Source organism: Rudaeicoccus suwonensis (assembly GCF_007829035.1).
Classification (GTDB): domain Bacteria; phylum Actinomycetota; class Actinomycetes; order Actinomycetales; family Dermatophilaceae; genus Rudaeicoccus; species Rudaeicoccus suwonensis.
In genome coordinates, this window is the sequence record NZ_VIVQ01000002.1 from 536,057 (window position 1) to 562,233 (window position 26,177).

Here is a 26,177-nt window from a genome sequence, read left to right on the forward strand (position 1 = left end):
GCTTCGCGTATCGGCATACAGCTCAGGAGCTTGTCGGCGCCATGGAGATCGACACGAGGCAGCCCGGGAGTGAGGGATCCTTCCGATCGCGATCCCGCCACTTGTCCCGCAACGCCTCCAGGTCGTGCTGCAGTTCACGCATGTCGGGTTCGGTGAGGTACATGCCGCTGATGCTCTGGTGCCTCGGGACCGACCTGGCCGACCTGATCCGCGGACCCGGAACCCGGTCGAAGTGCCCACTGCGCTCATCGAAGTGAATGCGCACGCAGCCACCGACCACCCACTCCGGCGCGGCAGCGATAAGCGACTGGGTCATCTGTTCGTTGGCGGCGCGCATCTGTCGGGCGAACAGATCATCGGGGAGCAGGCTCGCGGGCACGACGAATTCCGTTGCCACCGTGCGATATCGCTTGATCGCCCGACCCTTGCGTGCAGTCACCGACTCGATCTGCAGGAGATGGTCTGCGTGGAGCGTCTGAACCCAGTAGTGCGTCCTGCTGAGTGACTCGCCGAGTATGGCCGCGGCCTCCGCGACAGAACGAGCCGCCTCGGAGAACGGAAAGAGATAGTGGGCTGCTTGCGGTCGCATGAGCGATGTGGCCATCGCCGGGTCCGTGACGTTCACCTACTCAGAATATGCGCTAGCAACCGAAATAGGTTCGTATTTACTGTCGCTTGCCGTGGCAACTCTCGATATATCGCGTTTTACACCTGGGGCGGTCGGCCGGAGGGTCGTGATCTGGTTCGATCGCGAATTGCACTTCGCGCGGATGACGTGGCATGCGTCGCCGCCGTTGACGGCTGTCTGTGCGGCGCTTGTGGCCGTGCGCGGGTTCAGCGTCTGGCTTGCGGTCTACGCCAGCGGCCATCTCGTCCAGTCGATCGCGCAGCGAGACCACGACGCCTGGCACTGGCTGGTCTTGGTGGCAGTCGGCGTGTGCACCGAGCCGCTCGCGAGCGCGTGGCAGGACTCTGCGGTTGCTGGACTGCAGGCACGGTTCACGCGGCAGCAGGTTCTGCTCCTGAGCGAAGCGGCGCTGGCACCGCATGGCATCGAGCATCTTGAAAACCCTGAAAGCAGAGCGAGATTCAACGAGATCGAGCAGTATCTGCGCAACTACTTCGGCCTTAATGCCATGCAGGGCTGTTGGGCGGTCGCCGGATTTTCGGCAATCGGAATCGGCGGCATGGTCGCAGTCGGGCACTGGTCCTGGTGGGGAGCTGTCGTCGCGTTCACCGGCTACCGCGTCATGCGAATCTCGTGGCGGGCCTACCTCGATGTCGTGCTTCGGGACCTGGTCGAAAACGGCAGCGTCGATCGCCGACGGGCCGACTACCTGCGAGCACTGCCGCTCGAACGCGGCGCAGGGAAAGAGTTGCGGCTGTTCGGAATCACTCCCTGGGTGGTGACCGGTTTCGCGGAAGTTTTCCGGCAGGCGATGGTCGATGTCTGGGACCGCCGCTGGACAGCCCTGCGACCGGCGCTCGGCTGGTCGCTCGTCGGCACCGCCGCTCTCCTGGCGACCTTCGCCTGGGTGGGGCACAGCGCGTGGAGCGGCGACACATCCGTGGCCACGCTGGTGATCGCGATGCAAGGCATCGTGCAGATGGCCGGCCTTGGACCGATCGGTGACTACAGCGTGCAAGCGATGCGAGCGCGTTTCTACGAGAACGAGATTCGCGAGTTACGCTCGGCATACGGTTTCGGGCCGACGCTGGCCGAGCCGCACGCTGCGGGGCCCGGGACGAGACCGATGGCTCCGGCGATGCAGGCGCTTCCCGTCGACGTCACGGATGTGACGTTCACGTATCCCGCTCGCGATGAGCCGGTTTTCAAAGGACTCGACCTGCACATTCCCGCAGGGCAGTCCGTGGCAGTCGTCGGCGTCAACGGGGTCGGCAAGTCAACGCTGATCAAACTGCTGTGCGGGCTGTATGCCGCAGACGTCGGCAGCATTCGGATCGGCGGCGGAGATCCGGCAGTCGACGACGCGGTGCGGCGCAAGGTGGCCACGATCTTCCAGGATTTCGTGCGCTATCACCTGTCGCTGCGGGAGAACGTCGCGTTGCCGCTGCTCACCTCCGGACAGCCTGACGAAGGTGACGACATCGCCCGTCAGGCTCTCCACGATGCAGCCGGCGACGACGTGCTCGCCAGGGTCGACGGTGACTGGGACACAGTGCTCGAACCCGGATATGCCGGCGGCACAGACCTTTCCGGTGGCCAGTGGCAACGAGTTGCCATCGCACGAGCCCTTGCTGCGGTGGCGACGGGCGCCGGAATTCTGGTGCTGGACGAACCCACCGCCGCCCTTGACGTGCGCGCCGAGGCGGAGATCTTGAGTCGGTTCCTGGAAGTGACCCGAGGGGTTACCACGATCCTCGTCAGTCACCGGCTCTCGAGCGTGCGCCATGCCGACAGGATCGTTGTGCTCGGCCCGAACGGCGTGGTGCAGGACGGCTCGCACGACCAGTTGCTCACAGAGGGAGGCGTGTACGCAGACATGTTCCGCCTGCAGGCGTCCCGGTTCGAGAAGGCAGCAGTCGGCATCGTCGCCGAGGAGGATCAGCAATGAGATACAACGCTCAGTCGATCGGCCTGATCCTGCGGACATCGTGGCGGATTCAACGCAGCGCCACGATCGTTGCGTTCTTCGAGACCTTTGGGCGTGCGCTGGAATACCTGATGCCGTTGTTCGTCGGATTCGCCGTCACCGGTGTGGTGAATCACCAGGCGGCCTATCTGGTCGGTGGACTGTGCGGAGTCGGCGCCTCTCAGGGGCTGGCACCCTTGCTCTCCATCGTGGGGGTGCAGTCGCGGATCGGCCTCAACGAACGCGTCGGCCAGTTCTTCGATGCACAGATCGGCCGGTTGAGCGGGTCCACAGCAACCTTGAACCACCTGCACGATCCGCAGTATCAGGACCAGATGCACACACTGCGTGAGCGGATGGGCGCCCTCGGCATGGCCTACAACTCTCTGGTCAATGCGGCCAACCAGCTTGTGACACCGATCATCACGATCGTGGTCGCCGCGTCCGTCGACTGGCGGCTGTTGCTGCTGCTGGTGGTGGCGGTCCCGGCGACCTTCACTGCGCGCGCGAACATCGCCTGGGAGAAGCAGGCCGAGGACGACTCGGCGGAGGCAGGACGTCGAAGCAAGCATCTCGGTGATCTCACGCTGGAGCCGGTCCCCGCGTCCGAACTGCGTGTCTTCGGCGCTCGCCGATTGGTGCGGAACCTGCTTGGAATCCACTCACTCGAGTGGCGAAAGCCGTTCACCCGTGCTGAGATTCGCGGATCGTTCATGGCCACCGTGGTAACCGTGGTGTATGTCGGGGCATCGATCGGGATTCTGGCGTGGCTGCTGCATGACGCGCTTGCCGGCCGGTTGTCGGCCGGTCGCTTTGCCACCGCCGTGTTGGTCGTCGGTCAGTTGCGTGACGCGGTGAGTTCGCTGCAGAGCAGCACGCAGAATCTGGCCCAGATGCTGCGCACAGCGGGGAGGTACCGCTGGCTGGTCGACTATGCCGAGGGTGTTGCGGCGGACCATGCAGGCGAGGGCGCGCCGCCCGCCACGTTGCGCCACGGCATCCGGTTGGAGGGTGTGACCTTCCGCTACCCCGGATCCGAGCAGGACGCGCTACGTGGCCTTGATCTCGATCTTCCGGCCGGGGCCGTGGTCGCGGTCGTCGGCGAGAACGGTGCCGGAAAGTCGACGCTCATCGGGCTGTTGACCGGGATGTTCGACATCGCGGACGGACGAGTGTTGGTGGACGGCGTCGATCTGAGGGCGATGTCGCTGGCCGCGTGGCGTGAGCGCTGCGCGGGGGCCTTTCAGGACCACCTCCGGCTCGAACTGACGGCTGGGGAAGCGATCGGCGTGGGCGATCTGCGCGAGGGCCGCATACCGGGCAGTCCGGCTCTGGAAGGTGCTCTGGCAGACGCCGCCGCCGGTGACGTGATGAGAGCCCTCCCAACGGGATTCGCCACGCAGCTCGGACCGTCCTGGCCAGGGGGTGTCGACTTGTCCGGTGGCCAGTGGCAGCGTCTCGCCATCGCGCGGGCCATGTTGCGCGCCTCACCGCTGCTGCTCGTGCTCGACGAACCGACATCGGCCCTTGATCCCGCGACGGAACATGCGTTGTTCGACCGGTATGCCGCGGCCGCGAAGACCACGGCGCGAGCGGGCGGTGTGACGATCATCGTGACCCATCGGTTCTCCACGGTCGCCTCAGCCGATCTGGTGGTGGTTCTCGCCGACGGCCGCGTTGCGGAGCAGGGCACCCACGCCGAGTTGATGGCGGCGGGCGGCGCTTATGCGCAGCTCTACGGACTGCAGGCAGCCGGATATCGCTGACGCCATTGTCAACGAACGATGCGGCACTGGGTCCGAAGAAGCCCTCGGGCGTGTGCTTTCGGGCATTCGGCTGCTGCTGATGCACCTGTGAGCGGTCGGTGATGTGGTTGGGTTCGAGGCATGGCTGATCGCACGCGTTCTGCTGCCCGGACCCTGCAGTTGGCGGAGGAGATGGCGGATGACCTCAGCGCCATACGTAGGCGGTTGCACCGGCGCCCGGAGATCGGGTTGCGGTTGCCGGTGACCCAGCAACTGATCGTCGACGAACTCGCCGGCACGTATGACGAGTTGCACCTCGGGGCAGCGCTGGATTCGGTTGTTGCAGTGATCCGCGGCGGTGCCCCGGGCGCTTCGGATGGACCGGTGGTGCTGCTGCGCGGCGACATGGACGCCCTTCCGGTGACTGAGGCCGTCGAATCGTCATACACCTCAGAGGTTTCCGGTGCGATGCACGCGTGTGGGCATGATCTGCACGTGGCCGGGCTGATCGGCGCGGCACGGATCCTGCACCAACGGCGCGAACACCTGGCCGGTGACGTGGTGCTGATGTTCCAGCCCGGCGAGGAGGGCCCCGGTGGGGCGATCCCGATGCTCGACGAGGGTCTGCTCGACGTTGCCGGACGACCAGTCGATGCGGCATACGCGCTGCATGTCTTTTCGGCGGAATACCCTCGTGGGCAATGGTTTTCGTTGCCAGGTGCCGTCATGGCGGCAGCGGACGAGGTGGCGATCACGGTGCGCGGACGCGGCGGGCACGGCTCTGCGCCGCACACAGCTCAGGATCCCGTGCCGGTCGCCTGCGAGATCGTGCTGGCGTTGCAGACGGCGGTGACGCGTGGATTCAGCGTCTTCGATCCAGTGGTGGTCACGGTCGGGTGCATCCAGGGCGGCACGAAGGACAACATCATTCCCGACGACGCCACGCTCGGGGTGACGGTGCGGACGCTGAGTCCGGCGAACCGCGAGGCGGCGGCGGCGATGGTGGAGCGGGTGGCTCGTGGTGTGGCGGCCGCGCATGGCTTGGGTGTCGACGTCGTGTGGGCCGACGGCTATGCACCCACGATCAACCATCGTGCGGACTACGACCTCGGGCGCGAGGTGGTCGCCGACCTGTTCGGGGCTGATCGCTACGTCGACCGCGATTACCCCGAAATGGGTTCGGAGGACTTCTCATTCGTGCTCGAACGCGTGCCTGGTGCGTATTTCATGCTCGGCGCCTGTATGGCGCAGGATCCGGCCGCGGCTCCGGACAACCATTCGCCGCGCGCGGCCTTCGACGACTCGGTGCTGCCGGATGCCGCGGCGTGGCTGGCCGAGATGGCGTTGCGCCGGTGCGAACGCGGTTGACGCGATAGCTGCGGCATACGTAAGGCCTGCTCATCATCGAACAAGCCCACCCCACGTTCGCGAACGTGGTTGACGCGATAGCTGCGGCATACGTAAGTCGCCGATGCGGTCGATTTTGGCACCTCACGGACCACATACAGCGCATGAGTCCCAGAAGCCACACACAAGTCGCCGATTCGGCGGGTTGGGGTCGTGCGCGGCCAAGCGGGCGCCGCTGGTCGTCGTTCGCTCTGCGAAATGTCGGTTTTGGTCGGTTTGCGTGATCGTTGCCTCCGCGAGGTGTCGGTTTTGGTCGCGGTGGTCGGGTGGTTCCGGCAGATCCGGACATCTGGTGGGGATGGGTCATCCGAAAGTCGCCGATTCGGCGGGTTGGGGTCGTGCGCGGCCCTGCGGGCGCCGCTGGTCGTCGTTCGCTCTGCGAAATGTCGGTCTTGGTCGGTTCGCGTGATCGTTGCCTCCGCGAGGTGTCGTTTCTGGTCGGTTTGCGTGACCGTCACGTCGCGAGATGTCGTTTTTGGTCGGTTCGCGTGACCGTTGCCTTCGCGAGATGTCGTTTTTGGTCGCGGTGGTCGGGTGGTTCCGGCAGATCCGGACATCTGGTGGGGATGGGTCATCCGAAAGTCGCCGATTCGGCGGACTGCATGCTCTTGCGGGCGCCGCTGGTCGTCGTGCGCTCTGCGAGGTGTCGGTTTTGGTCGGTTCGCGTGACCGTTGCCTCCGCGAGATGTCGGTTTTGGTCGCTTCGCGTGACCGTCACGTCGCGAGATGTCGTTTTTGGTCGGTTCGCGTGACCGTTGCCTTCGCGAGGTGTCGTTTTTGGTCGCGGTGGTCGGGTGGTTCCGGCCGATCCGGACATCTGGTGGGGATGGGTGATCCGAAAGTCGCCGATTCGGCGAGTTGCGGGCGGCCTCGTCGGCTCCGTTGGCTCGGGCCAGGCGTGGCCCCCCGGTTCAGGTGCGGCCCCTCAGGCGTTGCTCCCCGGTTCAGGCGTTGCCCCCGGTTCAGGCGTTGCCCCCGGTTCAGGTGCGACCCCCGCCGCGGCGGCGCGATTCAGGCGCGCAACGGCTTCAGCGCGCCGGCCCAGCGGGTCAGCTGCGTCAGCATCGCGTCGAGATTGCCGGCCTGGTAGTCCCTCGGCGCCATCTCGGCGAAGTCGACCATGTCGTCGTAGATCGACAGCGACACCTGTGCGCGCACGGTCGCGATCTGCACCTCGCCGAGTGTCGCCTTGAGCGCCTCACCGGCTCGCAGACCACCGCTGGATCCGTAACAGATCAGCCCGGCGGCCTTGTCATTCCACTCCGTATAAAGGAAGTCGATGGCGTTCTTCAGCGCCGCCGACACCCCGCGGTTGTACTCCGGGCTGACGAAGACATACCCGTCATACTCCTCGATCAGCCGCGACCAGCGGCGGGTGTGATCGTGCACGTAGTGCCGTGCGGCGGCGGGTTCGGGCTCGTCGAGCAGCGGCAGTCCGACATGTGCCAGGTCGATCAAGTCGTATGCCGCATCGTCGCGACGGCCGGCGAGATCGAACGCCCACTCCGCGACGGCCGGCCCCACACGGTCGGGACGGGTGCTGCCGATGATGAACGCGATCCGCGGGAGTGTCACGACTTCGAACTATAGGTGCCCCTTCGCGCGTTACCCAAGGGAACGCCCCGGCCATTTGCGCAGTCTGACTGCAGGCGCGGGTGGGGGTGTCCGAGACCCACGCATGTACATAAGGTGAGATCCGAACCGGGGGCCGTGGAACGACCGCGGCACATAGGAGGCGTCAAACATGTCCGACCTCGATCTGAGCGGTGGGCTCGGCGATCAGTGGCAGAACAGCAACGGCCAGCAGGCAGGTAGCCCGCTGGGACAACCGCAGCAGCCGTATGCCGCGCAGCCCGGTCAGCCGCAGCCTGGTCAGGGCCAACCGGCATATGGGGCGCCACAACAGCCCGCCCCCCAGGCGCCCTACCAGCAGCCGCCGGTCCCGGTGCAGACCCAGGCGCCGATGGCCCCGCAACTTCCGCCGGTGGCTCCGCCCAGTTCGACGTCGTTGGTGCTCGAGGCTCCTCAGCCGGTGCCGGTGATCAACGAGCAGCAGGCAGTGCAGGCGGTGCCGGTCGCACCTGAGGCGCAGACCGAGCTCGACCGCAAGGCGGAGGCCTTCGTCGGTGAGCTCACTGCGATGGACATGAAGGCCCCGGCCTTCAACGACAAGGTCAACTCCATCATCAACATGGGTGACGCTGACATCCGCAAGTCCTCGGACGTCTCGAACCGTATGCTGCAGCGCCCGGCCGCGCAGATGGGCAAGGACTCCGCACAGAGCAAGGTCAGCGGCACGCTGATCGACCTGCGCCGCACGGTCACCGACCTCGACCCGAATCGCGCCGACCTCAAGGGCGCCAAGAAGGTCCTGAAGTTCCTGCCCGGCGGCAACAAGATCGAGAACTACTTCGCGAAATACCAGTCGGCGCAGAGTCACATCGACCAGATCATCCGGTCACTGGCCAGTGGCCAGGACGAGTTGCGCAAGGACAACGCTTCGATCGAGGTCGAGCGCAACAACATGTGGCAGGCCATGCAGAAGCTCGGCGAATACAACCAGCTGGCAACAGCACTCGACGGCGCGGTCGAGCGCAAGGTCGCCGAACTCGAGGCCGCGGGCCGCACCGAAGATGCCCAGATCATGAAATCGGACGTGTTGTTCGCGGTGCGCCAGCGCCGGCAGGACATCATGACCCAGATGGCGGTGTCGGTGCAGGGCTATCTGGCCCTGGACCTGGTGCGCAAGAACAACCAGGAGTTGATCCGCGGCGTCGACCGCGCACAGACCACGACCATCGCAGCGCTGCGCACGGCCGTCATCGTCAGCCAGGCGCTGGCCCAGCAGAAGGTCGTCCTCGACCAGATCACCGCGGTCAACGCCACGACCTCCAACCTCATCGAGGCCACCTCGGAGCAGCTCAAGGTCCAGGGCACCCAGATCAACCAGCAGGCGGCATCGAGCACGATCGAGATCGAGAAGCTGCAGCGCGCCTTCGACAACGTCTTCGAGACGATGGACACGATCGACCAATTCCGTTCGCAGGCAACGCAATCCATGTCCCAGACGATCGGTGCCCTTGAGGGCCAGGTGCAGCGGGCCAAGCCCTACCTCGAGCGGTCGATGCGCGGCCAGGGCATCGATGCCACCACCTCGGCGACCTTCAACCCGACCGGTCAGCCGCAGCAGCTCGGCCAAGGCCCCACCCCGCCGCAGGCGCCGTATGGCGGCGGCCAGCCCGGCCAGTAGGGTCGCGGTGTGGGACTGCTGTCACGACTGTTCGACCCGGACGGCTCGTCTCGCCAGCTGCGCGCCAGCACGGTCGGTCAGCTTCGCGAGGCAGCTGCAGCACCGTTGCGCCCGACAGAGCCCGACTCCCCCGAAGAGCTGCTGCAGCGCACGCAGGCGCTGATCCTCGAGATCAACTCCAGCGCCGCTGACCTGCCGGGCATCGGCGTGGTGCTGGCCCGCGCGGTGACCGACACCGTGCAGGCGGCTCTCACCGGGCCTGACGCAACGCGCATCGACATCAACGTGCGGGTCGCGTTCAATGCCACGCTCACCGACTACCTCCCGGGATCGATCCGGGCGTATGTCGCAGCCGTGCGCTCGGCCGGTCGCGATGGCGAGGCTCAGGCCACAGATGCACTGGTGGAACAGCTGACCACGCTGCGGCGCAGCGTCGAAGATCTCGCGCGTGCCGGGCGTGACCGTGACATGAGCGCATTGCAGGTGCACGGGCGGTTCCTGGAGGACAAGTTCAGCCAGTCCGAGCTCAACCTGTGAGCCGCCGGACCAGATCGACGACGAAGGACGCATCGTGAGCCCGATGGCCAAGGGGGCGAACATCGCCCTCCGCAGAGAGATCCCGAACCTCACCGGGGTCGTGGTCGGCGTCGCCTGGGACGGTGGTGGCGAGCGCTCGCTGACCGACAACCTGGCGCTCATGACGATCCTGGTCGGTGCCGACGGCCGAGCGCTGTCACCGGACCACGTCGTCTTCTTCAACCAGTTGGTGTCGGCGGATCTGTCGACCGCGCAGCTGCAGCAGGCACTCGGCGGCGACGACGAGCAGGTCGAGGTAGACCTGGATGCCGTCCCCGCCGAGGTCGAGCGGATCGTCACCGTGCTCTATCTGTCGGAAGGCAGCGGCAACACGCGCACCCTTGGGCAGTTGCGCAGCCTGGTGGTCCGAGTGCTCAACCTCGACGGCGGTGCCTCGATCATCTCGACGGTCAATCTCGCGGACGGCCTGCAGAGCGAGACAGCGCTCAAACTCATCGAGCTCTACCGCCACAACGGCGAATGGAAGCTGCGGGCGCTCGGCCTCGGTTACACGGCTGGACTCGCAGGAGTGGCAAAGGAATTCGGGGTGCCGCTGTGACCCAGCGGACGGATCTGCCGTTCCTGCGGCGCCGGTCTCTTCGCCCGCCGGCGCCGCCTCAGGCACCGGTCGCCTCAGCACCGGTCGCCTCAGCACCGACGGCAACTCCGGCCCCCTCTTCGGTGCCACCGGCACCGGCGAGCACCTCCCTCGATCTGAGTGGGCCGCCGCCTGCCGCGGCCGCAGTGTCGGCCGGAACCTCCCTCGATCTGAGTGGGCCGCCGCCTGCCGCGGCCGCAGTGTCGGCAGGAACCTCCCTCGACCTTGGCACGTCCACCCCGGCCACGGCATCGGCTGCTGCGCCGCCGCCCTCGCAGACGAGCACTTCGCTCGACCTCGATGCCCTGGCAGGTATGCCGCAGGCCCCCGCGCCGCGCACCTCCCGGCACGCGTTGCCGCCGTCGCACGACCTGCAGCTGCCCACCATCGGCTCCGACGAGCGCCGGATCCTCACCGACCGCGAGCCGGTCGTGCATCTGACGCGGCTGCAGTCCGCGGCCGGCAGTCTCGAGGTGCGCGTCGCCGTGGCGACACCCAGCGAGGTCGCCCTCGGTTTTGTCTTCGAGACCGGTGACCGTCGCGAATCCGTTGTGCTGCCGGGGCTTTCCCAACAAGGCCCCGACCCGCGCTCGCCGATCTTCCGCGCCACCACCAGCGGCGCAGCGATCAATCTGCGGCGGGTGAGCGATGTGCACCGATTCCTGCTGTTCGCGGTGCCCACCCGGCCGAGCAAGCAGATGCCCGGCGGCACCGTCGCCCTGACGACGTATGCCGGTGCCCGTCTCGAGTTGCCGCTGGTCGCCGGCCCCACCTTCGGCGCCCAAGCTCTGCTGACCGGCCACGTCGTCGAAGGGCGCATCGTCATACGGGCCGAGCACGACCCCTATTCGGGCACCCTGCAGCAGATCTGCGGGGCCTACGGCTACACCGAACTGTCCTGGCGGGATGCCTTCACACCTCTCGTCTGACCACCGACTACAGAGCGCAACAGCTCTGCAACGAAAGGAAACTCATGGCAGTCAGCCTCAGCAAGGGCGGCAACATCTCACTGGCCAAGGCAGCACCCGGCATGGTCAACGCCGTGATCGGCCTCGGCTGGGATCCGCGCACGACGGACGGAGCGCAGTTCGACCTCGACGCGTCGGTGCTGCTGCTCGCGGCCAACGGCAAGGTCCGCCGCGACCAGGATTTCGTGTTCTACAACAACCTGTCCGGCGACAACGGCGCGGTCGTGCACCAGGGCGACAACCGCACCGGTGAAGGAGACGGCGACGATGAGCAGATCAACGTCTCGCTCAACCAGGTGTCGGCCGACGTCGAGCGGATCGTCGTCGTCGCCTCCATCGACCAGGCGGAGGCACGTCAGCAGAACTTCGGTCAGGTTGCCGATGCCTACATCCGGATCTACGACCTGGATGACCCGAACAATGCCGACAAGGGTGTGCGGTTCGATCTCGGTGAGGACGCCTCGACCGAGACGGCGCTGATCTTCGGTGAGTTGTATCGCCACGGCGGCGAGTGGAAGTTCCGTGCCATCGGACAGGGTTACGCCGGCGGACTGGCGAGCGTCATACGTGAGTTCGGCCTTGACGTGAACTGATATTCGGCTGCACTTCGCCTGAATCAGGCAGATGCTCGGGCCGACGGTGGGGAACCCGTCGGCCCGAGTCGTCGTTGGACGGGCCGAATACCCCGGTGGGACACTCGGGCACGCAACCGGTCGGCACACGTCATCCGTCGACCGGATCCGTCGGTCGGCAGGCCGGCTGAGCACCCCGCCCATCACGCCCGTCACGCGAGAAGAGCACTCACCTTGCAAGCCCTGAAGCATTTCCGTATCGATTTTCTGATCACCGTGATCGTCCTGGCGATCGCGTTCGTGTACGACAGCTGGACCGGAATCTGGCTGTGCGCGATCCTGATCGTCGTCGAGATCGTGTTCTCCTTCGACAACGCCGCGGTCAACGCCAAATATCTGGTGCGACTCAACGACTTCTGGCAGAAGATGTTCTTGACCGTCGGCGTGCTCGTCGCGGTCTTCGGGATGCGGTTGATCTTTCCCTTCGTCATCGTCTGTGTCTCCGGATCGATCAGCCCGATCAGAGCGCTGCACCTGGCGCTGGAGAAGGGCGACCCGCACGTCCCCGGCACCTACGGCTACATCCTCAACGAGGCCCACCCGAGCATCGCGGCCTTCGGTGGCATGTTCCTGCTGCTGCTGTTCCTGGACTTCATGTTCGACCCCGACCGCGAGACCACGTGGCTGTCCTGGATCGAGAAGCCGCTGCAGCGTCTGGGCAAGCTGGATGTCCTGTCCGTCGTCATCGCCGGTGTCTTCCTGCTGGTTGCCAGCGAGACCCTGGTGCACAAGACCGCGGTCCACACCGACGTGCAGATGCGCTCGATCGTGCTGTTCTCCGGGCTGCTCGGCATCGTGCTCTATCTCGCGGTCAGCGGCCTCTCCCAACTGATGGAGAGCCGCGAGGCGGCCAAGGACGAGGAGTTCGAGAAGGCTGACGCACGGTCCACGGGCCAGACGGTGCTGCTGGCCGGCAAGGCCGCTTTGTCGATGTTCTTCTTCCTGGAGGTGCTGGACGCGACCTTCTCCTTCGACGGTGTGATCGGCGCCTTCGCGATCACCCCCGACCCGATCATCATCATGATGGGCCTGGGTGTCGGCGCGATGTACGTGCGATCGATGACGATCTTCCTCGTGCGCAACGGGACGCTGGCCGAGTACCGCTTCCTGGAGCACGGCGCCCACTGGGCGATCGGCGCGCTCGCGGTGATGCTGGTGCTGAGCATCAAGGTGCACCTGGGCGAATTCGTCATCGGCGGGGTGGGCATCGCGCTCATCGTCGCCGCCTGGATCTCCTCGATCCTGGCCAACAAGCGTGAGGCTGCGGCAGAGGGGCCCGCAGCTTATGAGAACACCACGGATGAAGGAGCACACGTATGAGCGTCAACCTGTCCAAGGGTCAGACCGTCGACCTGCGCAAGCAGGACGGCGGCCAGTTGAGCCGGGTGCGGATGGGCCTGGGGTGGGACGTCAAGGTCATCACCAAGAAGGGTCTGTTCGGGGGCACCAAGCAGGTGCAGCGCGCGATCGACCTCGACGCCTCGGCGCTGGTCATCAGTGGTGGTCGTGTGATCGACACGGTGTACTTCGGTTCGCTGCGCTCGGCGGACGGCGCCATCCAGCACACCGGCGACAATCTCACCGGTGCCGGCGATGGCGACGACGAGTCGATCATCGTCGACCTGCCGCAGGTGCACGGCAGCGTCGAGCACATCGTCTTCGTCGTGAATTCCTACAGCGGCGAGACGTTCAGCGAGATCGACAATGCCGTGGTGCGGGTCGTCGACTCGGCCGCGGGTGACACCGAATTGGCGCGCTTCGCGCTCAGCGGGTCGGGCCCGCACACCGCTCTGGTCATGGCACGTGTGTCACGCACGGGTGCAGGGTGGGCGTTCACCGCGATCGGAACCCCCGGTCAGGGTCGCACCGCCCGAGACCTCGAACCGCTCGCGCTCGCAGCTGTCTGAGTTCGGATGCCGACCAACCACGCCTCGGGTGCCACGCACCCGAGGCGTGCCGTCGCAGGGGTGTCGCTGGACATCTGGGGCACGCTGCTGGGCAGCGACCCCGACTTCAAGGCGGCGCGCAACCGACTGCTGCGGGATGCGTTGCTTCCCTCGGTCGGTGCCGAGCAGTTCGACCAGGTGATGCGGCAGGCCGACCGCGATGTCGACGACGAGTGCGCGCGGACCGGCGCCGATGTGGGTTTCGTCGGTCGGATCGTCGCCTGCCTCACCCGGTTCGGTATGCCGCAGAGTGTCGCGCTCGACGCGGTATCGGTGGCCTGTGACGACCTGATGTGTCAGCAGGAGGCGCTGGCGCTCATGCACCCGCCGCGACCACTGCACACCGAGCTGCCGGCGGCGGTGCTGGAGTTGCAGGTGCCGGTCGTGTTGACGAGCAACACCGGCATGCTGCCGGGAGCGCTCATGCGGAAACTGTTGGCGTTGGCCGGTTTTGGCGGTGTCACTGGTGTCTTCTCCGACGAGGTCGGGGTGGCGAAACCGGCGCCGGCGATCTTCGGCGAGACGCTCGCGGTGTTGGGGCTTCCGCCGCCGGACGTGCTGCACGTCGGTGACAACCCGGTCGCCGACGTGGCCGGCGCGCGGGAGGCCGGTCTGCAGACGGCGCTCGTCATACCGGACGGACTGTCGACGCTCGCGGTGCTGCGAGAGCTGTCATGACCGTGCAGCGCGTGATCGCCCATCCACTGACCGGACCGGCGTCCCGACCGGTGGACATGCGCACCGGTGCGGCTTTCGACGCCGAGACCTATTCCCTGATGAAGCACGGCGACTTCTCGGCCGCGCTCACGTTCGGCGCCGAGGTCGCGACGCGACTGCTCGACGAATGCCGCTGGCTGTTGACCGAGGAGCGCCCGGTGTTGCTGCCGGTGGCTTGTCACGTCACTGTTCCCAGCTGTCATCTGCTGGCCGAGGTCGTTTCGATACACCTCAACACGGCGCGCAAGGGGATGCCTGCCGCGCAGATCACCGATGTGCACAAGAGCTCGGTGACGCACATCGACTACGCCCGCTCCACCGAGGCCGAACGGCGGAGAGACCTCTCCGGGATCGCTTTCGAGCTGGTCGAGCCGGTCACCGGCGCCAATGTGGTCGTCGTCGACGACATCCGCGTGACGGGTATGGCGGAGCAGACGATGCTGTCGGTGCTCGAAGGCGCGGGGGCCACGCGGGTGATCGCGGCATACGTCGCGTCCTGTGATGACGCACTGGCGGCGGAACCGAGCATCGAGAGCCGACTCAACACCGCTCGCGTGCGGTCGGTGTTGGATGTCCTGCCGGTGGTGCGCTCCGGTCACTTCCGGGTGACGATCCGGTTTCTCAAGCGGCTGCTGGGTGAGCCGGAGACTGCGGAGTTTCTCGCGCAGTGCCCCCGGCCTCTCGCGTGGGAGCTGCGCACTCAGGCGGAACGGAACGGCCGTGACTTCGTTGCGGCATACCCCGAGGGGATGCGTGCACTGCGCGAGGCGACACCGGGCTGGCCCGAGCGGCCGGAGCCGATCGAAGGGGAGGTGTGGGGATGGCGAATGGGATCGACGACCGAAAAGCACTGATACGGCTGCATTCTCAGTACGGACTGCCTGCCAACGGCCGTGTCGAACGCGTCGGCTACAGCCGCTTCAAACATGGTGATGCGGCGATCGGCCGTGGGTATGCGCGAGCCCTGGCTGCGCTTGTCACGCCGGAACTCTCGGCCGAGCGGGTGATGGTCACGACATCCGGCTTCGACCGGGTGCCGCCCGCCGCGCACAGTCTGCTCGCGCCGTTCGCGGCCGAGGTGCGGCGGCGACGCCCCGACATCGCCGTCGAGACTGTGAAGGTCGACCGGCGTGGGGTGTCGTCCGACGACTATGCCCGGATGACGACGACCCAGCGTGCTGCCGAGATCGGCGCGGACCGACTGAGTGCACCTGCCGGCGTGGCTGGTGCGGTGGTGCTCGCACTCGACGACATCCGCGTGACGGGCACCCACGAGCGTGCCGTCGACCGCTGCCTCAGCGAGGCGGGTGCTGCAAGCGTCTGCCATCTGTATGTCGTTGACGCGTCGAAGTTTTCGGATTGTCCGCAGGTGGAGGCGGTGCTCAATTCCGTGGCGGCCGCCGATGCTTGCGCGTTGCTGTCGGTGACCCGCTCGATGCACTTCGTGCCCAACGCACGGCTGTGCCGTCAGGTCGTGCGGTTGCCCGCGGAGCAACTGACGACCTTCGTGCAGGGTGCGGGCGAACGACTACTGGCATGGCTCGACTGGGCGATCGAGACCGACGGCCTGGCGGGCCTGCCGTCATACGCGTGCGGGGTTTCGGCCTTCCGGGCCGAGGTGAGCGCGCAGCGCGGCATCGGCGTTGCCACCGGCTGACACGAGCGCACGACTGTCCGATGTGAACCCTCGCTGGTGCGGTTTCCCGTCGGCGTCAGGCGTCAGGCGTCGGCGTCGCGCTTGCGGTAGGTCAGCATCGCGTTGCCGACAGTCGTGATCTGACTGTCGATGAGTTCCAGCCGCACCGGCTGCTCGATGCCGTCGAACAGCCTCTTGCCGGTGCCGCCGGACGCCGGGTGGATCGTCAGCGTGAGGGCGTCCAGCAGGCCGGCGACGAGCAGTTCGCGGATCACCGAGATGCCGCACACGGTGATGTCGCCGCCATCCTCGTGCTTGAGGCTGGCCACGTAGTCGAGCAGATCACCGTCGATGACGGTGGAGTTCTGCCAGGCCAGCGGCCCGGTCAGGGTGCGGGTCGCGACGTGCTTGCGCATCGGGTTGATCAGCAGACCGAAATCCTCGTTGTGGTCGGGCCAGTAATCCGCCCACTCGGTGTAGATCACCCGGCCCATGATCGCGTCGGTCACCGCCGCCATCGCCTCACCCATCGCGGTGCCCTCCTCGGCGCCGAAGCTGTCGAACTGGAACAGATTCGGGCTTTCGACGACTCCGTCGATCGAGCTGAACAGGTGGGCGACGACCTTGCGCATGAGTGATCCTTGACGGTGGTGGCGGACGGGGTGAGTGTCCAAGAGTCTGCCTGTCGCGAGGGCTTTTGGGTGGTGAAACCGGCACATCGCGATCGGGCCCGCGGCAGGGTCCTGCGGTGGCATTCGAATGGCACTCTGCAGTGCCCCGCGCTGTGGGGCACTGCAGAGTGCCGTCCAGGAGGTCCGCCACACATCCCCGCGCCCAGCCCAGGACCCCTGCCGGCACGGTGATCCGGAGTTGAGGGGGGGTCGGATTCACCCGCTCCGGGTGGCCATCTGCGATCGGGCTGGGCGTACCTTGTGCGGCTATGAGCACGGATGCCGCACCTGCCACCCGAGTCCACGCGTTTCGCGACGACGCCCTGGGCGACCTCGATGCAACCGGCGTCGCCGACCGTATCCGCACCGGCGAGATTACCGCCAATGAAGCCGTCGATGCTGCCATCGAGCGGGTGCAGGTGGTCGACCCGCAGCTGCATGCGCTGATGTACGACGACTACGAGCGGGCACGCGAGCGCGCCGCCCGATCGATCAGCTCCGGTGAATTTGCAGGCGTTCCAATGGTTTTCAAGGACAACATCCCCGTCGGTGGGATGCCGATGACCGAGGGTTCGCTGGCCTTCCCGAAGGATCCGCAGCCCAAGGACGGAGCCGTGGCGGCGCAATTCCGTGCCACCGGCATGATTCCGGTCGGCACCTCCACGATGCCGGAGTTCGGCTGGACCTGCTCGACAGAGACGCGCCAGTTCACCACGCGGAATCCCTGGAACACCGGCTTCTCCGCCGGCGGAAGTTCCGGTGGGTCGGCGGCGCTGGTCGCCTCGGGCGCCATACCGATCGCACACGGCAACGACGGAGGCGGTTCGATCCGCATCCCCGCCGCCATGTGTGGCCTGGTCGGACTCAAGCCGACACGGGGGCGGCTGCGCACCAACGAGGGCAGCGCGACGATGCCGGTGCGTATTGTCGCCGACTCGGTGCTCGCGCGGTCGGTGCGGGATGTCGCGCGCTTCTATGTCGCGGCGGAGCGCCAGCACCACAATCGTCGCGTGCGTGCGCTCGGCGATCCCCAGGCGCCGCTGCACCGGAGGCTGCGCGTCGGCATGCTGCTGGACGCGCCCTTCGCGTCGGCCACCGACGCGCCGACCCGCGCCGCCGTGGAGGCATTCGCGAGGACGCTGGAGTCATTCGGTCACATCGTCGAGCCCTTCGATCTGAAGGTTCCGCAGACCTTCGTCGACGACTTCAGCCGCTACTGGCAGCTGCTGGCGATGCTTGCGTCATACGGCGGGAAGCTGTTGTTCGACAAGGGATTCGACAATTCCAAGGTCGAACCGCTGACCGCCTATCTTGCCAAGGAGGGGTTGCTGAACGTGTGGCGCTCGCCGGCATACATCGCACGGTTGGGGCTGATGAGCGCGTTCTCGCGGCGGATGTTCCACGGCGGACCGGACCTCGTCCTCACGCCGGTCCTCACCAAGGTGACCCCGCAACTCGGCTACCTCGGACCGGAGCTCCCGGGCGAGGAGCACTTCCGCCGGCTCGTCGATCTCGTCGGTTTCACACCGCTGCAGAACGCCACCGGCAGCCCCGCGATCTCGCTGCCGTATGCCGCAACCGACAGTGGCCTGCCGATCGGTGTGATGCTCACCGCCGATCACGGTCACGAGAGTTTGCTGTTGCAGGTGGCGGCGCAGGTCGAGCACGCGCACCCGTGGGCACGGATCCAGGACTGAACCTCGGCGCCGCCGGCGAATGCTCAGCGCGACCAGCGCGTTTCGCCGCCGACGACTGTCTGCAGCACCTGGGCGGTGCGAATCCGCAGCGGTTCGTCGGCAATCAACTCAGGATCGGTGATGTCGGTGTCGATCGCGATGAAGTCGGCCAGCCGTCCGGCGGTGAGCCGGCCCTTGCGGGTGAAATCACCTGTCAGTCGCGCAGATCCGGCTGTGTGTGCCGCGATGGCCTCGTTGATCGTGACGCGCTCGTGCGGCTGCCAGCCACCTGCCGGTGTGCCGTCGAAGCGCTGCCGGGTCACGGCGGCGTGCAGTCCGAAGAACGGGTTCGGATCCTCCACCGGCGCGTCCGATCCGAAGGCGACCGCGACTCCGGCATCCAGCAACGTCCGCCAGCCGTAGGCCACCAGAGGGCTGTCCGGCAGCATGGCCTCGCACAAGGTGATGTCGCTGGTGCAGTGCGTCGGCTGCATCGAGGCGGTGACCCCCAGCTGCGCCATCCGGTGAACGTCGTCCGGTTGCAGGAACTGGGAGTGCTCGATGCTGAGCGTCATACTCGTGCCGGTCTCGGCGCGCAGTTGCTCGTACGCACCCAGCACCGTGTGGGCGGCTTGGTCGCCGATCGCGTGCGTTGCCACGGCGATTCCGGCATCCGTCGCGCGTCGAGCGTAGGCGAGGACCTGCTCGTGCGACAGCACCGGCATGCCGTGGTTGGACTCGTCGCCGCGGAATCCGTGGCTCATGTGACAGGTGTGCGAGCCGAGCGCGCCGTCGCTGAACAGCTTGACCGGACCCACCCGGAGCCAGTCGTCACCGTCGCCGGAACGACGGCCCTCGGCGATCGCCGCGTCGAGGTGAGTGACCGGAATTCCTTTGGTGACACGGATGTTCAGCCACCCGTCGGATTTCATCCGCAGGTATGCCGCACGTGCGTCCTCACCGTCGAGGTCGGTGACGCTCGTCAGTCCGACCGACAAGAGGTGTTCCTGTGCGGCGGCCAGCTGGTCGGCGAGATCGCCGGAGACGGGTGAGGCGTAGACCCGCTCGACGGCCTCACAGGCGGCTTCGCGCAGGATGCCGGTCGGAGAGCCCTGGTCATCGCGCGCGATGACTCCGCCCGCCGGATCGGGAGTGTCGAACGTGATGCCGACGGCGCTCAGCGCCGCGGTGTTGACCCACATCGTGTGGCCGTCGATGCTGGCCAGCGCCACGGGATGGTCGCCACTGACGCGGTCGAGGTCATGCCGGGTCGGCTGCCCGGGCGGGGTCCACTTGTTGCTGTCCCAGCGACCGCCCATGATCCAGGCGCCGGACGGGATCGTCTCGGCATACTGCTGCACGTGCTGGAGCGCCTGCTCGAGGGTGGTCACCCGGCGCAGATCGAGCGCTGCCAGCTCGCGCGCAAGGCTGGCGGTGTGGATGTGCGCGTCGTGCATCCCCGGCAGCACCAGCGCTCCGCCGAGCTCGACAACGGTCGCCTCGCGATGCTGGACGGCCAGGCTCTCGAAGTCGCCGATCGCCAGGATGACGTCATCGTCTGCGAGCAGTCCGGTGGCATACGGTCGCTGCGGGTCGCCGGTGTAGATGCGGGAATGGCGGTAGAGCACGGTCACCTTGCAGAGCTTAGGCATCGCCGGTTCGAGGGCCGCACGGACGACTGTCAGGCTGTCGCGGTCGCGTCATTACGGGTCGTCGCGCGGCGCGTCATACAGCACCGGAGCGGGTATTCGGGGTTTGATAAGGCGTAGCCATGCTCTTCGAAAGGTGGTCGGTGCGTTCGCTTTTCGCGGCAGCCGGTGCGTTTCGCAGCAGCGACGACGACTGACAGGAGCACTTCGTGGATTCCGCGGACACTGCGGCGCCGGACGGTGCCGGTTCGCCAGACCCGGACCGTGACGAGCCGTCGACGCGGCGCGTGCGCAAACCCCGGTGGCCCGCGCTGGTGCTCGCAGTGGTGGTCGTGCCGGCGGTGGTCGCTGCAGCCGGTGGGGCAGTAACGCGGCACAGCATCCAGGACACCCTGCACACGCAGGCCGTCGACGCCCTGCAGAAAGCCGGAATCACAGGCGTTTCAGTGCGTTTCGATGGCCGTGACGCCATCCTGACCGTCGCCGACGCCAGTGACGAGACGCGCGCGGCCGACGTCGTCGCCGGCGTCCAGGGGGTGCGCTCCGTCACCGACGCCACGGCCACCGCCGTGCCGAGCCCGGTCTCGACGTCGTCGGCATCGCCCACCGCCAGCTGCTCCGGGCTCAACGGCAAGATCAGCGCGCTGCTGTCTGCGAACAAGCCGAGCTTCGGGTCCGGGTCCACGCAACTCAGTTCGCCGTCGAACCCGGGTTTGGATCAGATCGCGACTCTGATGAAGGGCTGTCCGACGACGCGTTTCCAGGTCGCCGGTTACACCGACAACACCGGTGATGCCAGCACGAACCTCACGCTCTCCCAGCAACGTGCGCAGACGGTCGTCACCTATCTCGTGGCCCACGGTGTCGCCGCCGGCAATCTGACCGCCAAGGGCTTCGGCCAGGCCGACCCGATCGCCGACAACGGCACCAGCGCCGGGCAGGCGGCGAACCGCCGCATCGTGATCACCGAGCTGACCGGCAGCGCGAGCGCCTCCGCGTCGCCGAGCCCCTCGTCGAGTTCCAGCGCCTCGGTGAGTGCGGCGTGTTCGAACCTCAACGCCACGATCAGCGGCGACTTGTCCGGCAATCAGCCGGCCTTTGCGGTGGGCTCGACCCAGTTGGCCCCAGGTGACAACCCGACGCTGGATCAGATCGCAACCACGATGAAGGGCTGCGCGAGCGATGCCTTCGTCGTTGCTGCGTACACCGACAACACCGGCGATCCGGCGAGCAACCTGGCGTTGTCCCAGGGGCGCGCTCAGGCGGTGCTGAATTACCTTGTCAATCAGGGTGTTCCGAGCGGCAGTTTGTCTGCGCAGGGGTACGGCGAAGCCGATCCCATCGCCGACAACAGCACGAGCGCGGGCCAGGCGGCCAACCGGCGCATCGTGATCACAGTGGCGGGAGGCTGACATGAAGTGGTTGTTGCTGCAGACCTGGATGTGGTGCCTGCTGGCGTTCCTCGTGGGAGCGGCGATCTCACTCGCCGTTGCCTACCTGGTCTTCCCCTCCGAGCGTGACGCCTTCGCGGACGGCCCGCAGGAAGCAGGGCAGCGCTGATGATCTGGCTGTTGAAGCACGAGATCCTCTGGATCACGCTGTCATTCGTCCTCGGGCTGGTCGTGACGTGGGTCCTCGTCTCGCGACCGGCGACCCGACAACGGCCGGTGCGCCGCCAGGGGCCGATCCCGGCCGAGGCGCTCGCCGCCCACGGTCTGACACCGGTCCGGCCCGGTGAGCGGGAGCGCATGATGCGCAGCATCGAAGCCACGCGCCGCGTCGGTGCGCCCAATCCGGGGGCGCACAATCCCGAGGTCACTCCGGTGCCGCTGCTGATCGACGACGAGATCGAAGATCTCACCGAGTCGTATGCCGTGTGGCCAGATTTCGCCCGAGGCGCCCATCGGACGGGCGATGCCACCGACGCAGCGACCGACACCGGCACCCCCGACGACGCCTCGCTTCCTGCCGACGGTCGCACCGATGCCGACACCGAGGCATCGGACGGCTTCGATGCCGATGAGGTCGTGGAGCCACACGACACGGGAGCGCCCGAGGTTCCGCCGTTGTCGCCGTGGCTCGCCGGTCCTGGCGCCATCGACGATGAGGTTGAGGATCACCGCCCCACGCTGGGGTCCCTCGCGCGAGAGACCGAACGGCAGTCAGCACAGTCGAAACAGGCGGATCGGTTGGAACGTTCGGAGCCCGACACCGATGGCGAGAACGCATCGGACATCCACCGATCGGCACACGCCGCGATCGCGGCCCTGCGGCCGCTGCACGAGCAGCAGCCGGCCGCGCCGGCCGCGCCGGTCGCGGATGAACCGGCGGCGGGACATGTCCCGGTCGAACCCGATCAGCGCAGCGCCGCAGGGGTCGAACCGCGCCCCGTCGATGCGGCCGTGTCCGAGCCGGTAGCCGTCGAGCCGACCGTCGGCGATCCCGCACTCCTGGATGCGGCGACGCCGGAGGACCCCGTCTCGCCTCACACCGGTGAGGCACAAGGGGGTCTGACGCCCTGGTTCACCCCCGACCTCGCCACCGTCGCGGAGCCCGGCGACCCGACGCTCGCCCCGGGTTCGGTGCCGATCGCGCCGGCAGGCGACGCGGTCACGTCCGAGTCGGCCGCACTGCCGTCGGAGCTGTCCGGGCCGGATACCGCAGATGCCGCTGCGCTCGTCCAGCGATTGCACACCGCACCGGTGGCCGGGTACCCCCTCACCTCCCGGCATACGTTCACCCCACACATCCCGGCGGAGTCGGACGCCGACGTCGACCCGATGGTGCGACGCTTCGGCGAGGGCGCTGCCTCGCCCTACGCCGACGGGCGCGGTCCCGAGGGCTACACCGTGATGGGCAACACCGACTCGATGCTGTTCCACACCCTCGACAGTCCGCTCTACCGCGACAGCCCGCTGTACCGGGCCACCCCGTCGAGGGTGTGGTTCCGTGACGAAGCGACAGCGACCGCTGCCGGGTTCACGCACTGGGACCGCAGCAAGCGCCAGGAGCCCGGGAAGACCTTGGCTGACGGCATCCCTGACTTCAAGCGCACGTCACGCGACGGCTAGCTCGAGGTGCGCACCGTGTCATCCATTTCAACGAGTGACATCGAGATCTCGATATCACTCGTTGAAATCGATGACGGCGTGGTGATGGGATGACCCGGTGAGCGAAACTGCGGCGGTCCACCCCACCGGTGGGGCGGATGGCGCGACCGGTGTGGGTGCTGGTGCCGGCAACGGTGGGCGTGGCGTGCTGCGGAACCTGTGGCGCGGTCCTCTGCGCGTTCCGCGCTCGCGCCAGTCACCGCGGATGATCGTCATCGAGACGGTCTTGTTGCTGCTGGTCAGCCTGGGGTCGTCGGCGATCTACTCGATCCTGTCGATCATTCGTGCGCTGCAGTCGAATGTCGCGCTCAATCAGCAGACGTCGTCGCTCAACAACGCCCAGGCGAGCCAGTCGTGGCTCGACCTGATCTATCAGCTGGTCGGCGTCGGCCTCGGCGTCATACCAGCGATTTTCGCGATCTACCTGCTGTCTCGTGAGATCCGTCGTCCGCTGCGCTACCTCGGCCTCGACCGTTCCCGCCGGATCCCCGACACGGTGCTGGCGTGCCTTCTCGCGGCTGTGATCGGATTGCCGGGTCTTGCGCTGTATGTCGCAGCGCGTGACCTCGGCTTCAACACCACCGTCGTCGCAGCGAATCTCGGCAACACCTGGTGGGCGCTGCCGGTGCTGGTGTTGTCCGCCATACAGAACGCGGCGCTCGAAGAGGTGGTGATGGTCGGCTATCTCTACACGCGGTGGAGTCAGGCCGGTTGGCGGCTGCCGGTGATCATCGTGACCTCCGCGGTGATCCGCGGCAGCTATCACCTCTATCAGGGATTCGGTGGGTTCCTGGGCAACATCGTGATGGGTCTGATCCTCGGAACGGTGTACGTGCGCACCCGCCGGGTGCTCCCGCTGGTGATCACCCATTCGATCCTGGATACCGTGGCGTTCGTGGGATACGCGCTTCTACACACACATGTCAGCTGGCTGTCGTGACACCGACCTTCACCAAGATCGTCGCCGACAAGGTCACCTGCACGGTCAACAAGATCGTTTTGCTGCCGCCCACCTCGTTGACGATCAAGGCGGGCGAGAACATCGCCATCACCGGTCAGAACGGTTGCGGCAAGACGACCTTCCTGCGGGTGCTGACCGGCAACCTGCGCCCGACCGGCGGCAAGATCACCCGTGACGACCAGCCGATCGACGAGCGTGACCCGGCGACCCGCCAGGTCATCGCGCCGCTCATCGGGCCGGTTGCGGGTTTCCGCGATCTCACGGTTGCCGACCATTTGATCATGGTCGACCAGACATGGGGCGGCGACCGCGAGGGTGCCTGCGAGCGGATCGCCGCGGTGCTCAATCGTCTTGACATACTGCAGTTCGGAAACCGGTTCATGCACGAATTGTCTTCCGGTCAGCGGCAATTGGCTGAACTGTCGATGGTGCTGCTGCGGCCGTCGGCGCTGCTGGTGCTTGACGAACCCGAGCAGCGTCTCGACGAGGGTCGCCGGACGTTGCTGGGCGAGGTGTTGCGTGAGCGGATCAAGACCGGCTCGTCAGTCGTGTGGGTGTGCCACGACAAGGCGATGGCTGAGGCGTCCGCGACCCGCATCGTGCGCTTCCCACAAGGCTCCTGATGGCCGACGTCGCCACCAAGGACGAACGCGAACGCCTGTCCGACGCCTACGAACTCCGCTTCAAGGGCGAGGGCGGCCCGCTGTCGGCGGCGTTGTTCGGCGCCTACCTGCTCGGTCTGCTTGGTGTCGTCTACGGCTCGGTCCTGTCGCACTACGTCTTCGACACCTATCCGGCCGACAAACGCTGGATCGTGCACAATCCGCTGCTGTCCATCGCCGCGGTCATCGTCATCCTGTGCTGTATGGCGGGGGCCGCCTTCCTCGCCGGCCGCACTCGCGGGCCGGTGCTGCCCGAGCCGGGGCAGATCGAGTTCATCGTCGCCACGGACCTCCCGCGCCGGCTTGCCCTGCGCGACTCGTGGCGCGGCGCGCAGCTGGTCGTCATCGCGACGCTCACCTGCCTGGGCGTCGCAGTGCCGGCCGGCCTGGCGCTCAGCGGTGGACCCGGCATCGGGGTGCTCATCGGATGTGTGCTCGGGCTGCTCGGCGGCATCGTGATCGTGCAGTGCTGGCTGCGCGGGCAGGTCCGTGGACACGGTCCGATCGGCGGGTTTGCCACCGGTCCGATGCTGGATTCGTTGCCCCACCAGGAGCTGCTGACCCAGTCGCTGATGTCCGAGGCGGTCACGACTGCGCTGGTCGCGGCCGACACCAGACGCGCTCGGGCGCAGGCGTTTTCGTTGAAGCTGCGGCGTCGCCCCGAGCGCATCCGCATCGCCGGGCGCTATTTCACCGTGGTCATCGCAGATGTCTACGGACTGCTGCGCACCGGTGTGTCGTCGCTGGTGTGGCTGGTGGCTGCGATCGTGACGGTGGGTGTGGCCAGCAGCGCGAGCATCCTGCACGCCAAGTCGGTGTTGTTGCTGCCGGTGTTGCTGTTGCTGGTGCACCTGAGCGCGTCCGGCCTGGTCCGTGGCCTGCAGTCGCAGGCGTCCGCGGCCGGAGAGCAGTCGTTGCTCGGACTGCCCTGGCGAGTCGAGTCGGCGCTGCACCTGGCGCCGTTGCTGGTGCTGCAGTTCGTCGTGTCGTTGCTGGTGGGTCTGATCACCGGCGTCGGTGCGCTCGCAGTTGTTCATGCGCTGGCGCTGGTGCTGCTCATTGCCGGGAGCCAGTTGCTCTATGCGCACAAGGGACCACCGCCTCCAGGTCTGATGATGAACGGGCCTGGTCGTGGCGTCGGATTCCTGTGGGCGATTCACCCGGCATTGGTCGTGCTCGCGGCCGGTTTCGCCTTCGGCCTCGGCGCCGAGACGGCCGTGATCGTCGGCGCGATCGTGTTGTGGCTCGGTCACACACGTGCAATGGCCCGGTTCGCGCCCGCGAAACTGCGCGACAGCATGCTCAGCTGACGCCTACGGCGCGACCGCACCGCGACCACGGCGCGAGCTGGGGGAATCTGTCCGCTTGACGGGCACGGT

The 26,177-nt window shown here is 66.9% G+C and carries 24 protein-coding genes; 20 read left to right on the forward strand and 4 right to left on the reverse strand.

Going from position 1 to position 26,177, the window contains the following annotated elements; genetic code table 11:
* Positions 1-22 precede the first annotated feature (22 nt).
* The gene (locus BKA23_RS13715) at positions 23-625 is read right to left on the reverse strand and encodes a hypothetical protein (protein ID WP_145229370.1); all 603 of its coding nucleotides are present in this window, start codon (positions 623-625) and stop codon (positions 23-25) included.
* 109 nt (positions 626-734) lie between these two features.
* Between BKA23_RS13715 and BKA23_RS13720 the strand changes: the two genes are divergently transcribed.
* The 3 genes from BKA23_RS13720 to BKA23_RS13730 all read left to right on the forward strand — a co-directional run bounded on the left by BKA23_RS13720 (position 735) and on the right by BKA23_RS13730 (position 5,707).
* Positions 735-2,576 carry an ATP-binding cassette domain-containing protein gene (locus BKA23_RS13720; RefSeq protein WP_170226528.1) on the forward strand — a complete coding sequence of 614 codons (1,842 nt, stop codon included), beginning with the start codon at positions 735-737 and terminating at the stop codon, positions 2,574-2,576.
* Positions 2,573-4,360 carry an ABC transporter ATP-binding protein gene (locus tag BKA23_RS13725; RefSeq protein WP_145229374.1) on the forward strand — a complete coding sequence of 596 codons (1,788 nt, stop codon included), beginning with the start codon at positions 2,573-2,575 and terminating at the stop codon, positions 4,358-4,360. Before BKA23_RS13720 ends, BKA23_RS13725 begins: the two co-directional genes overlap by 4 nt.
* A 120-nt stretch (positions 4,361-4,480) precedes the next feature.
* Positions 4,481-5,707, forward strand: a complete 1,227-nt coding sequence (locus BKA23_RS13730) for a M20 metallopeptidase family protein (RefSeq protein ID WP_145229376.1) — start codon at positions 4,481-4,483, stop codon at positions 5,705-5,707.
* 1,050 nt (positions 5,708-6,757) lie between these two features.
* Here the strand turns inward: BKA23_RS13730 and BKA23_RS13735 are convergent.
* Positions 6,758-7,321: an NADPH-dependent FMN reductase gene (locus BKA23_RS13735; RefSeq protein WP_145229378.1), complete on the reverse strand. Its 564-nt coding sequence runs from the start codon at positions 7,319-7,321 to the stop codon at positions 6,758-6,760.
* 169 nt (positions 7,322-7,490) lie between these two features.
* On the opposite strand from BKA23_RS13735, the gene BKA23_RS13740 reads away from it, so the two are divergent.
* The 10 genes from BKA23_RS13740 (at position 7,491) to BKA23_RS13785 (ending at position 16,090) form a co-directional block, all read left to right on the forward strand.
* Entirely contained in the window at positions 7,491-8,996 is a 1,506-nt protein-coding gene (locus tag BKA23_RS13740; protein WP_246104656.1) for a toxic anion resistance protein, read from the forward strand.
* Between the two features lie 9 nt (positions 8,997-9,005).
* Positions 9,006-9,533 (forward strand): hypothetical protein, encoded by a 528-nt coding sequence (locus tag BKA23_RS13745; protein ID WP_145229380.1) that lies wholly within the window; start codon positions 9,006-9,008, stop codon positions 9,531-9,533.
* A gap of 43 nt (positions 9,534-9,576) precedes the next feature.
* Positions 9,577-10,131: a TerD family protein gene (locus tag BKA23_RS13750; protein ID WP_145229640.1), complete on the forward strand. Its 555-nt coding sequence runs from the start codon at positions 9,577-9,579 to the stop codon at positions 10,129-10,131.
* On the forward strand, positions 10,128-11,099 hold the full coding sequence (locus BKA23_RS13755) for a hypothetical protein (RefSeq protein ID WP_145229381.1): 972 nt from the start codon (positions 10,128-10,130) through the stop codon (positions 11,097-11,099). The genes BKA23_RS13750 and BKA23_RS13755 overlap by 4 nt, the downstream gene beginning before the upstream one ends.
* 44 nt (positions 11,100-11,143) lie before the next feature.
* On the forward strand, positions 11,144-11,731 hold the full coding sequence (locus tag BKA23_RS13760) for a TerD family protein (RefSeq protein ID WP_145229383.1): 588 nt from the start codon (positions 11,144-11,146) through the stop codon (positions 11,729-11,731).
* A 213-nt stretch (positions 11,732-11,944) separates the two neighbouring features.
* Entirely contained in the window at positions 11,945-13,090 is a 1,146-nt protein-coding gene (locus BKA23_RS13765) for a DUF475 domain-containing protein (RefSeq protein ID WP_145229385.1), read from the forward strand.
* Entirely contained in the window at positions 13,087-13,677 is a 591-nt protein-coding gene (locus BKA23_RS13770; protein WP_145229387.1) for a TerD family protein, read from the forward strand. The genes BKA23_RS13765 and BKA23_RS13770 overlap by 4 nt, the downstream gene beginning before the upstream one ends.
* Before the next feature lie 6 nt (positions 13,678-13,683).
* On the forward strand, positions 13,684-14,394 hold the full coding sequence (locus tag BKA23_RS13775; protein WP_145229388.1) for an HAD family hydrolase: 711 nt from the start codon (positions 13,684-13,686) through the stop codon (positions 14,392-14,394).
* Positions 14,391-15,287, forward strand: coding sequence for a phosphoribosyltransferase family protein (locus BKA23_RS13780; protein ID WP_145229391.1), 897 nt, complete (start codon positions 14,391-14,393; stop codon positions 15,285-15,287). Before BKA23_RS13775 ends, BKA23_RS13780 begins: the two co-directional genes overlap by 4 nt.
* On the forward strand, positions 15,254-16,090 hold the full coding sequence (locus BKA23_RS13785) for a phosphoribosyltransferase family protein (RefSeq protein WP_145229393.1): 837 nt from the start codon (positions 15,254-15,256) through the stop codon (positions 16,088-16,090). Before BKA23_RS13780 ends, BKA23_RS13785 begins: the two co-directional genes overlap by 34 nt.
* 62 nt (positions 16,091-16,152) lie before the next feature.
* Here BKA23_RS13785 and BKA23_RS13790 read toward each other — a convergent pair whose 3' ends face one another.
* On the reverse strand, positions 16,153-16,701 hold the full coding sequence (locus BKA23_RS13790) for a dihydrofolate reductase family protein (protein ID WP_145229395.1): 549 nt from the start codon (positions 16,699-16,701) through the stop codon (positions 16,153-16,155).
* 308 nt (positions 16,702-17,009) lie between these two features.
* Between BKA23_RS13790 and BKA23_RS13795 the strand changes: the two genes are divergently transcribed.
* The gene (locus tag BKA23_RS13795; RefSeq protein WP_145229397.1) at positions 17,010-18,437 is read left to right on the forward strand and encodes an amidase; all 1,428 of its coding nucleotides are present in this window, start codon (positions 17,010-17,012) and stop codon (positions 18,435-18,437) included.
* Positions 18,438-18,460: 23 nt separating this feature from the next.
* On the opposite strand, the gene BKA23_RS13800 is transcribed toward BKA23_RS13795, so the two are convergent.
* On the reverse strand, positions 18,461-20,050 hold the full coding sequence (locus BKA23_RS13800; RefSeq protein ID WP_246104657.1) for an amidohydrolase: 1,590 nt from the start codon (positions 20,048-20,050) through the stop codon (positions 18,461-18,463).
* Between the two features lie 224 nt (positions 20,051-20,274).
* Here BKA23_RS13800 and BKA23_RS13805 point away from each other — a divergent pair, with 224 nt between their 5' ends.
* The 6 genes from BKA23_RS13805 (at position 20,275) to BKA23_RS13825 (ending at position 26,108) form a co-directional block, all read left to right on the forward strand.
* Complete coding sequence (locus BKA23_RS13805; protein WP_145229401.1) at positions 20,275-21,477, forward strand: OmpA family protein; 1,203 nt, start codon at positions 20,275-20,277, stop codon at positions 21,475-21,477.
* Position 21,478: 1 nt separating this feature from the next.
* Positions 21,479-21,625, forward strand: a complete 147-nt coding sequence (locus BKA23_RS17695) for a hypothetical protein (protein ID WP_170226530.1) — start codon at positions 21,479-21,481, stop codon at positions 21,623-21,625.
* Positions 21,625-23,136, forward strand: coding sequence for a sunset domain-containing protein (locus BKA23_RS13810; RefSeq protein WP_145229403.1), 1,512 nt, complete (start codon positions 21,625-21,627; stop codon positions 23,134-23,136). Before BKA23_RS17695 ends, BKA23_RS13810 begins: the two co-directional genes overlap by 1 nt.
* A 97-nt stretch (positions 23,137-23,233) precedes the next feature.
* Complete coding sequence (locus BKA23_RS13815; RefSeq protein WP_246104658.1) at positions 23,234-24,115, forward strand: CPBP family intramembrane glutamic endopeptidase; 882 nt, start codon at positions 23,234-23,236, stop codon at positions 24,113-24,115.
* Positions 24,112-24,759, forward strand: a complete 648-nt coding sequence (locus BKA23_RS13820; RefSeq protein ID WP_170226532.1) for an ABC transporter ATP-binding protein — start codon at positions 24,112-24,114, stop codon at positions 24,757-24,759. The genes BKA23_RS13815 and BKA23_RS13820 overlap by 4 nt, the downstream gene beginning before the upstream one ends.
* Positions 24,759-26,108 (forward strand): hypothetical protein, encoded by a 1,350-nt coding sequence (locus BKA23_RS13825; RefSeq protein WP_145229408.1) that lies wholly within the window; start codon positions 24,759-24,761, stop codon positions 26,106-26,108. The genes BKA23_RS13820 and BKA23_RS13825 overlap by 1 nt, the downstream gene beginning before the upstream one ends.
* Positions 26,109-26,177 lie beyond the last annotated feature (69 nt).

Coding starts and splice junctions, on each gene's coding strand:
- BKA23_RS13790 (WP_145229395.1), bottom strand. CDS start 16,701: ATGCGCAAGGTCGTCGCCCACCTGTTCAGCTCGATCGACGGAGTCGTC.
- BKA23_RS13770 (WP_145229387.1), top strand. CDS start 13,087: ATGAGCGTCAACCTGTCCAAGGGTCAGACCGTCGACCTGCGCAAGCAG.
- BKA23_RS13740 (WP_246104656.1), top strand. CDS start 7,491: ATGTCCGACCTCGATCTGAGCGGTGGGCTCGGCGATCAGTGGCAGAAC.
- BKA23_RS13810 (WP_145229403.1), top strand. CDS start 21,625: ATGATCTGGCTGTTGAAGCACGAGATCCTCTGGATCACGCTGTCATTC.
- BKA23_RS13730 (WP_145229376.1), top strand. CDS start 4,481: ATGGCTGATCGCACGCGTTCTGCTGCCCGGACCCTGCAGTTGGCGGAG.
- BKA23_RS13780 (WP_145229391.1), top strand. CDS start 14,391: ATGACCGTGCAGCGCGTGATCGCCCATCCACTGACCGGACCGGCGTCC.
- BKA23_RS13795 (WP_145229397.1), top strand. CDS start 17,010: ATGAGCACGGATGCCGCACCTGCCACCCGAGTCCACGCGTTTCGCGAC.
- BKA23_RS13725 (WP_145229374.1), top strand. CDS start 2,573: ATGAGATACAACGCTCAGTCGATCGGCCTGATCCTGCGGACATCGTGG.
- BKA23_RS17695 (WP_170226530.1), top strand. CDS start 21,479: ATGAAGTGGTTGTTGCTGCAGACCTGGATGTGGTGCCTGCTGGCGTTC.
- BKA23_RS13775 (WP_145229388.1), top strand. CDS start 13,684: ATGCCGACCAACCACGCCTCGGGTGCCACGCACCCGAGGCGTGCCGTC.
- BKA23_RS13760 (WP_145229383.1), top strand. CDS start 11,144: ATGGCAGTCAGCCTCAGCAAGGGCGGCAACATCTCACTGGCCAAGGCA.
- BKA23_RS13825 (WP_145229408.1), top strand. CDS start 24,759: ATGGCCGACGTCGCCACCAAGGACGAACGCGAACGCCTGTCCGACGCC.
- BKA23_RS13750 (WP_145229640.1), top strand. CDS start 9,577: ATGGCCAAGGGGGCGAACATCGCCCTCCGCAGAGAGATCCCGAACCTC.
- BKA23_RS13785 (WP_145229393.1), top strand. CDS start 15,254: ATGGCGAATGGGATCGACGACCGAAAAGCACTGATACGGCTGCATTCT.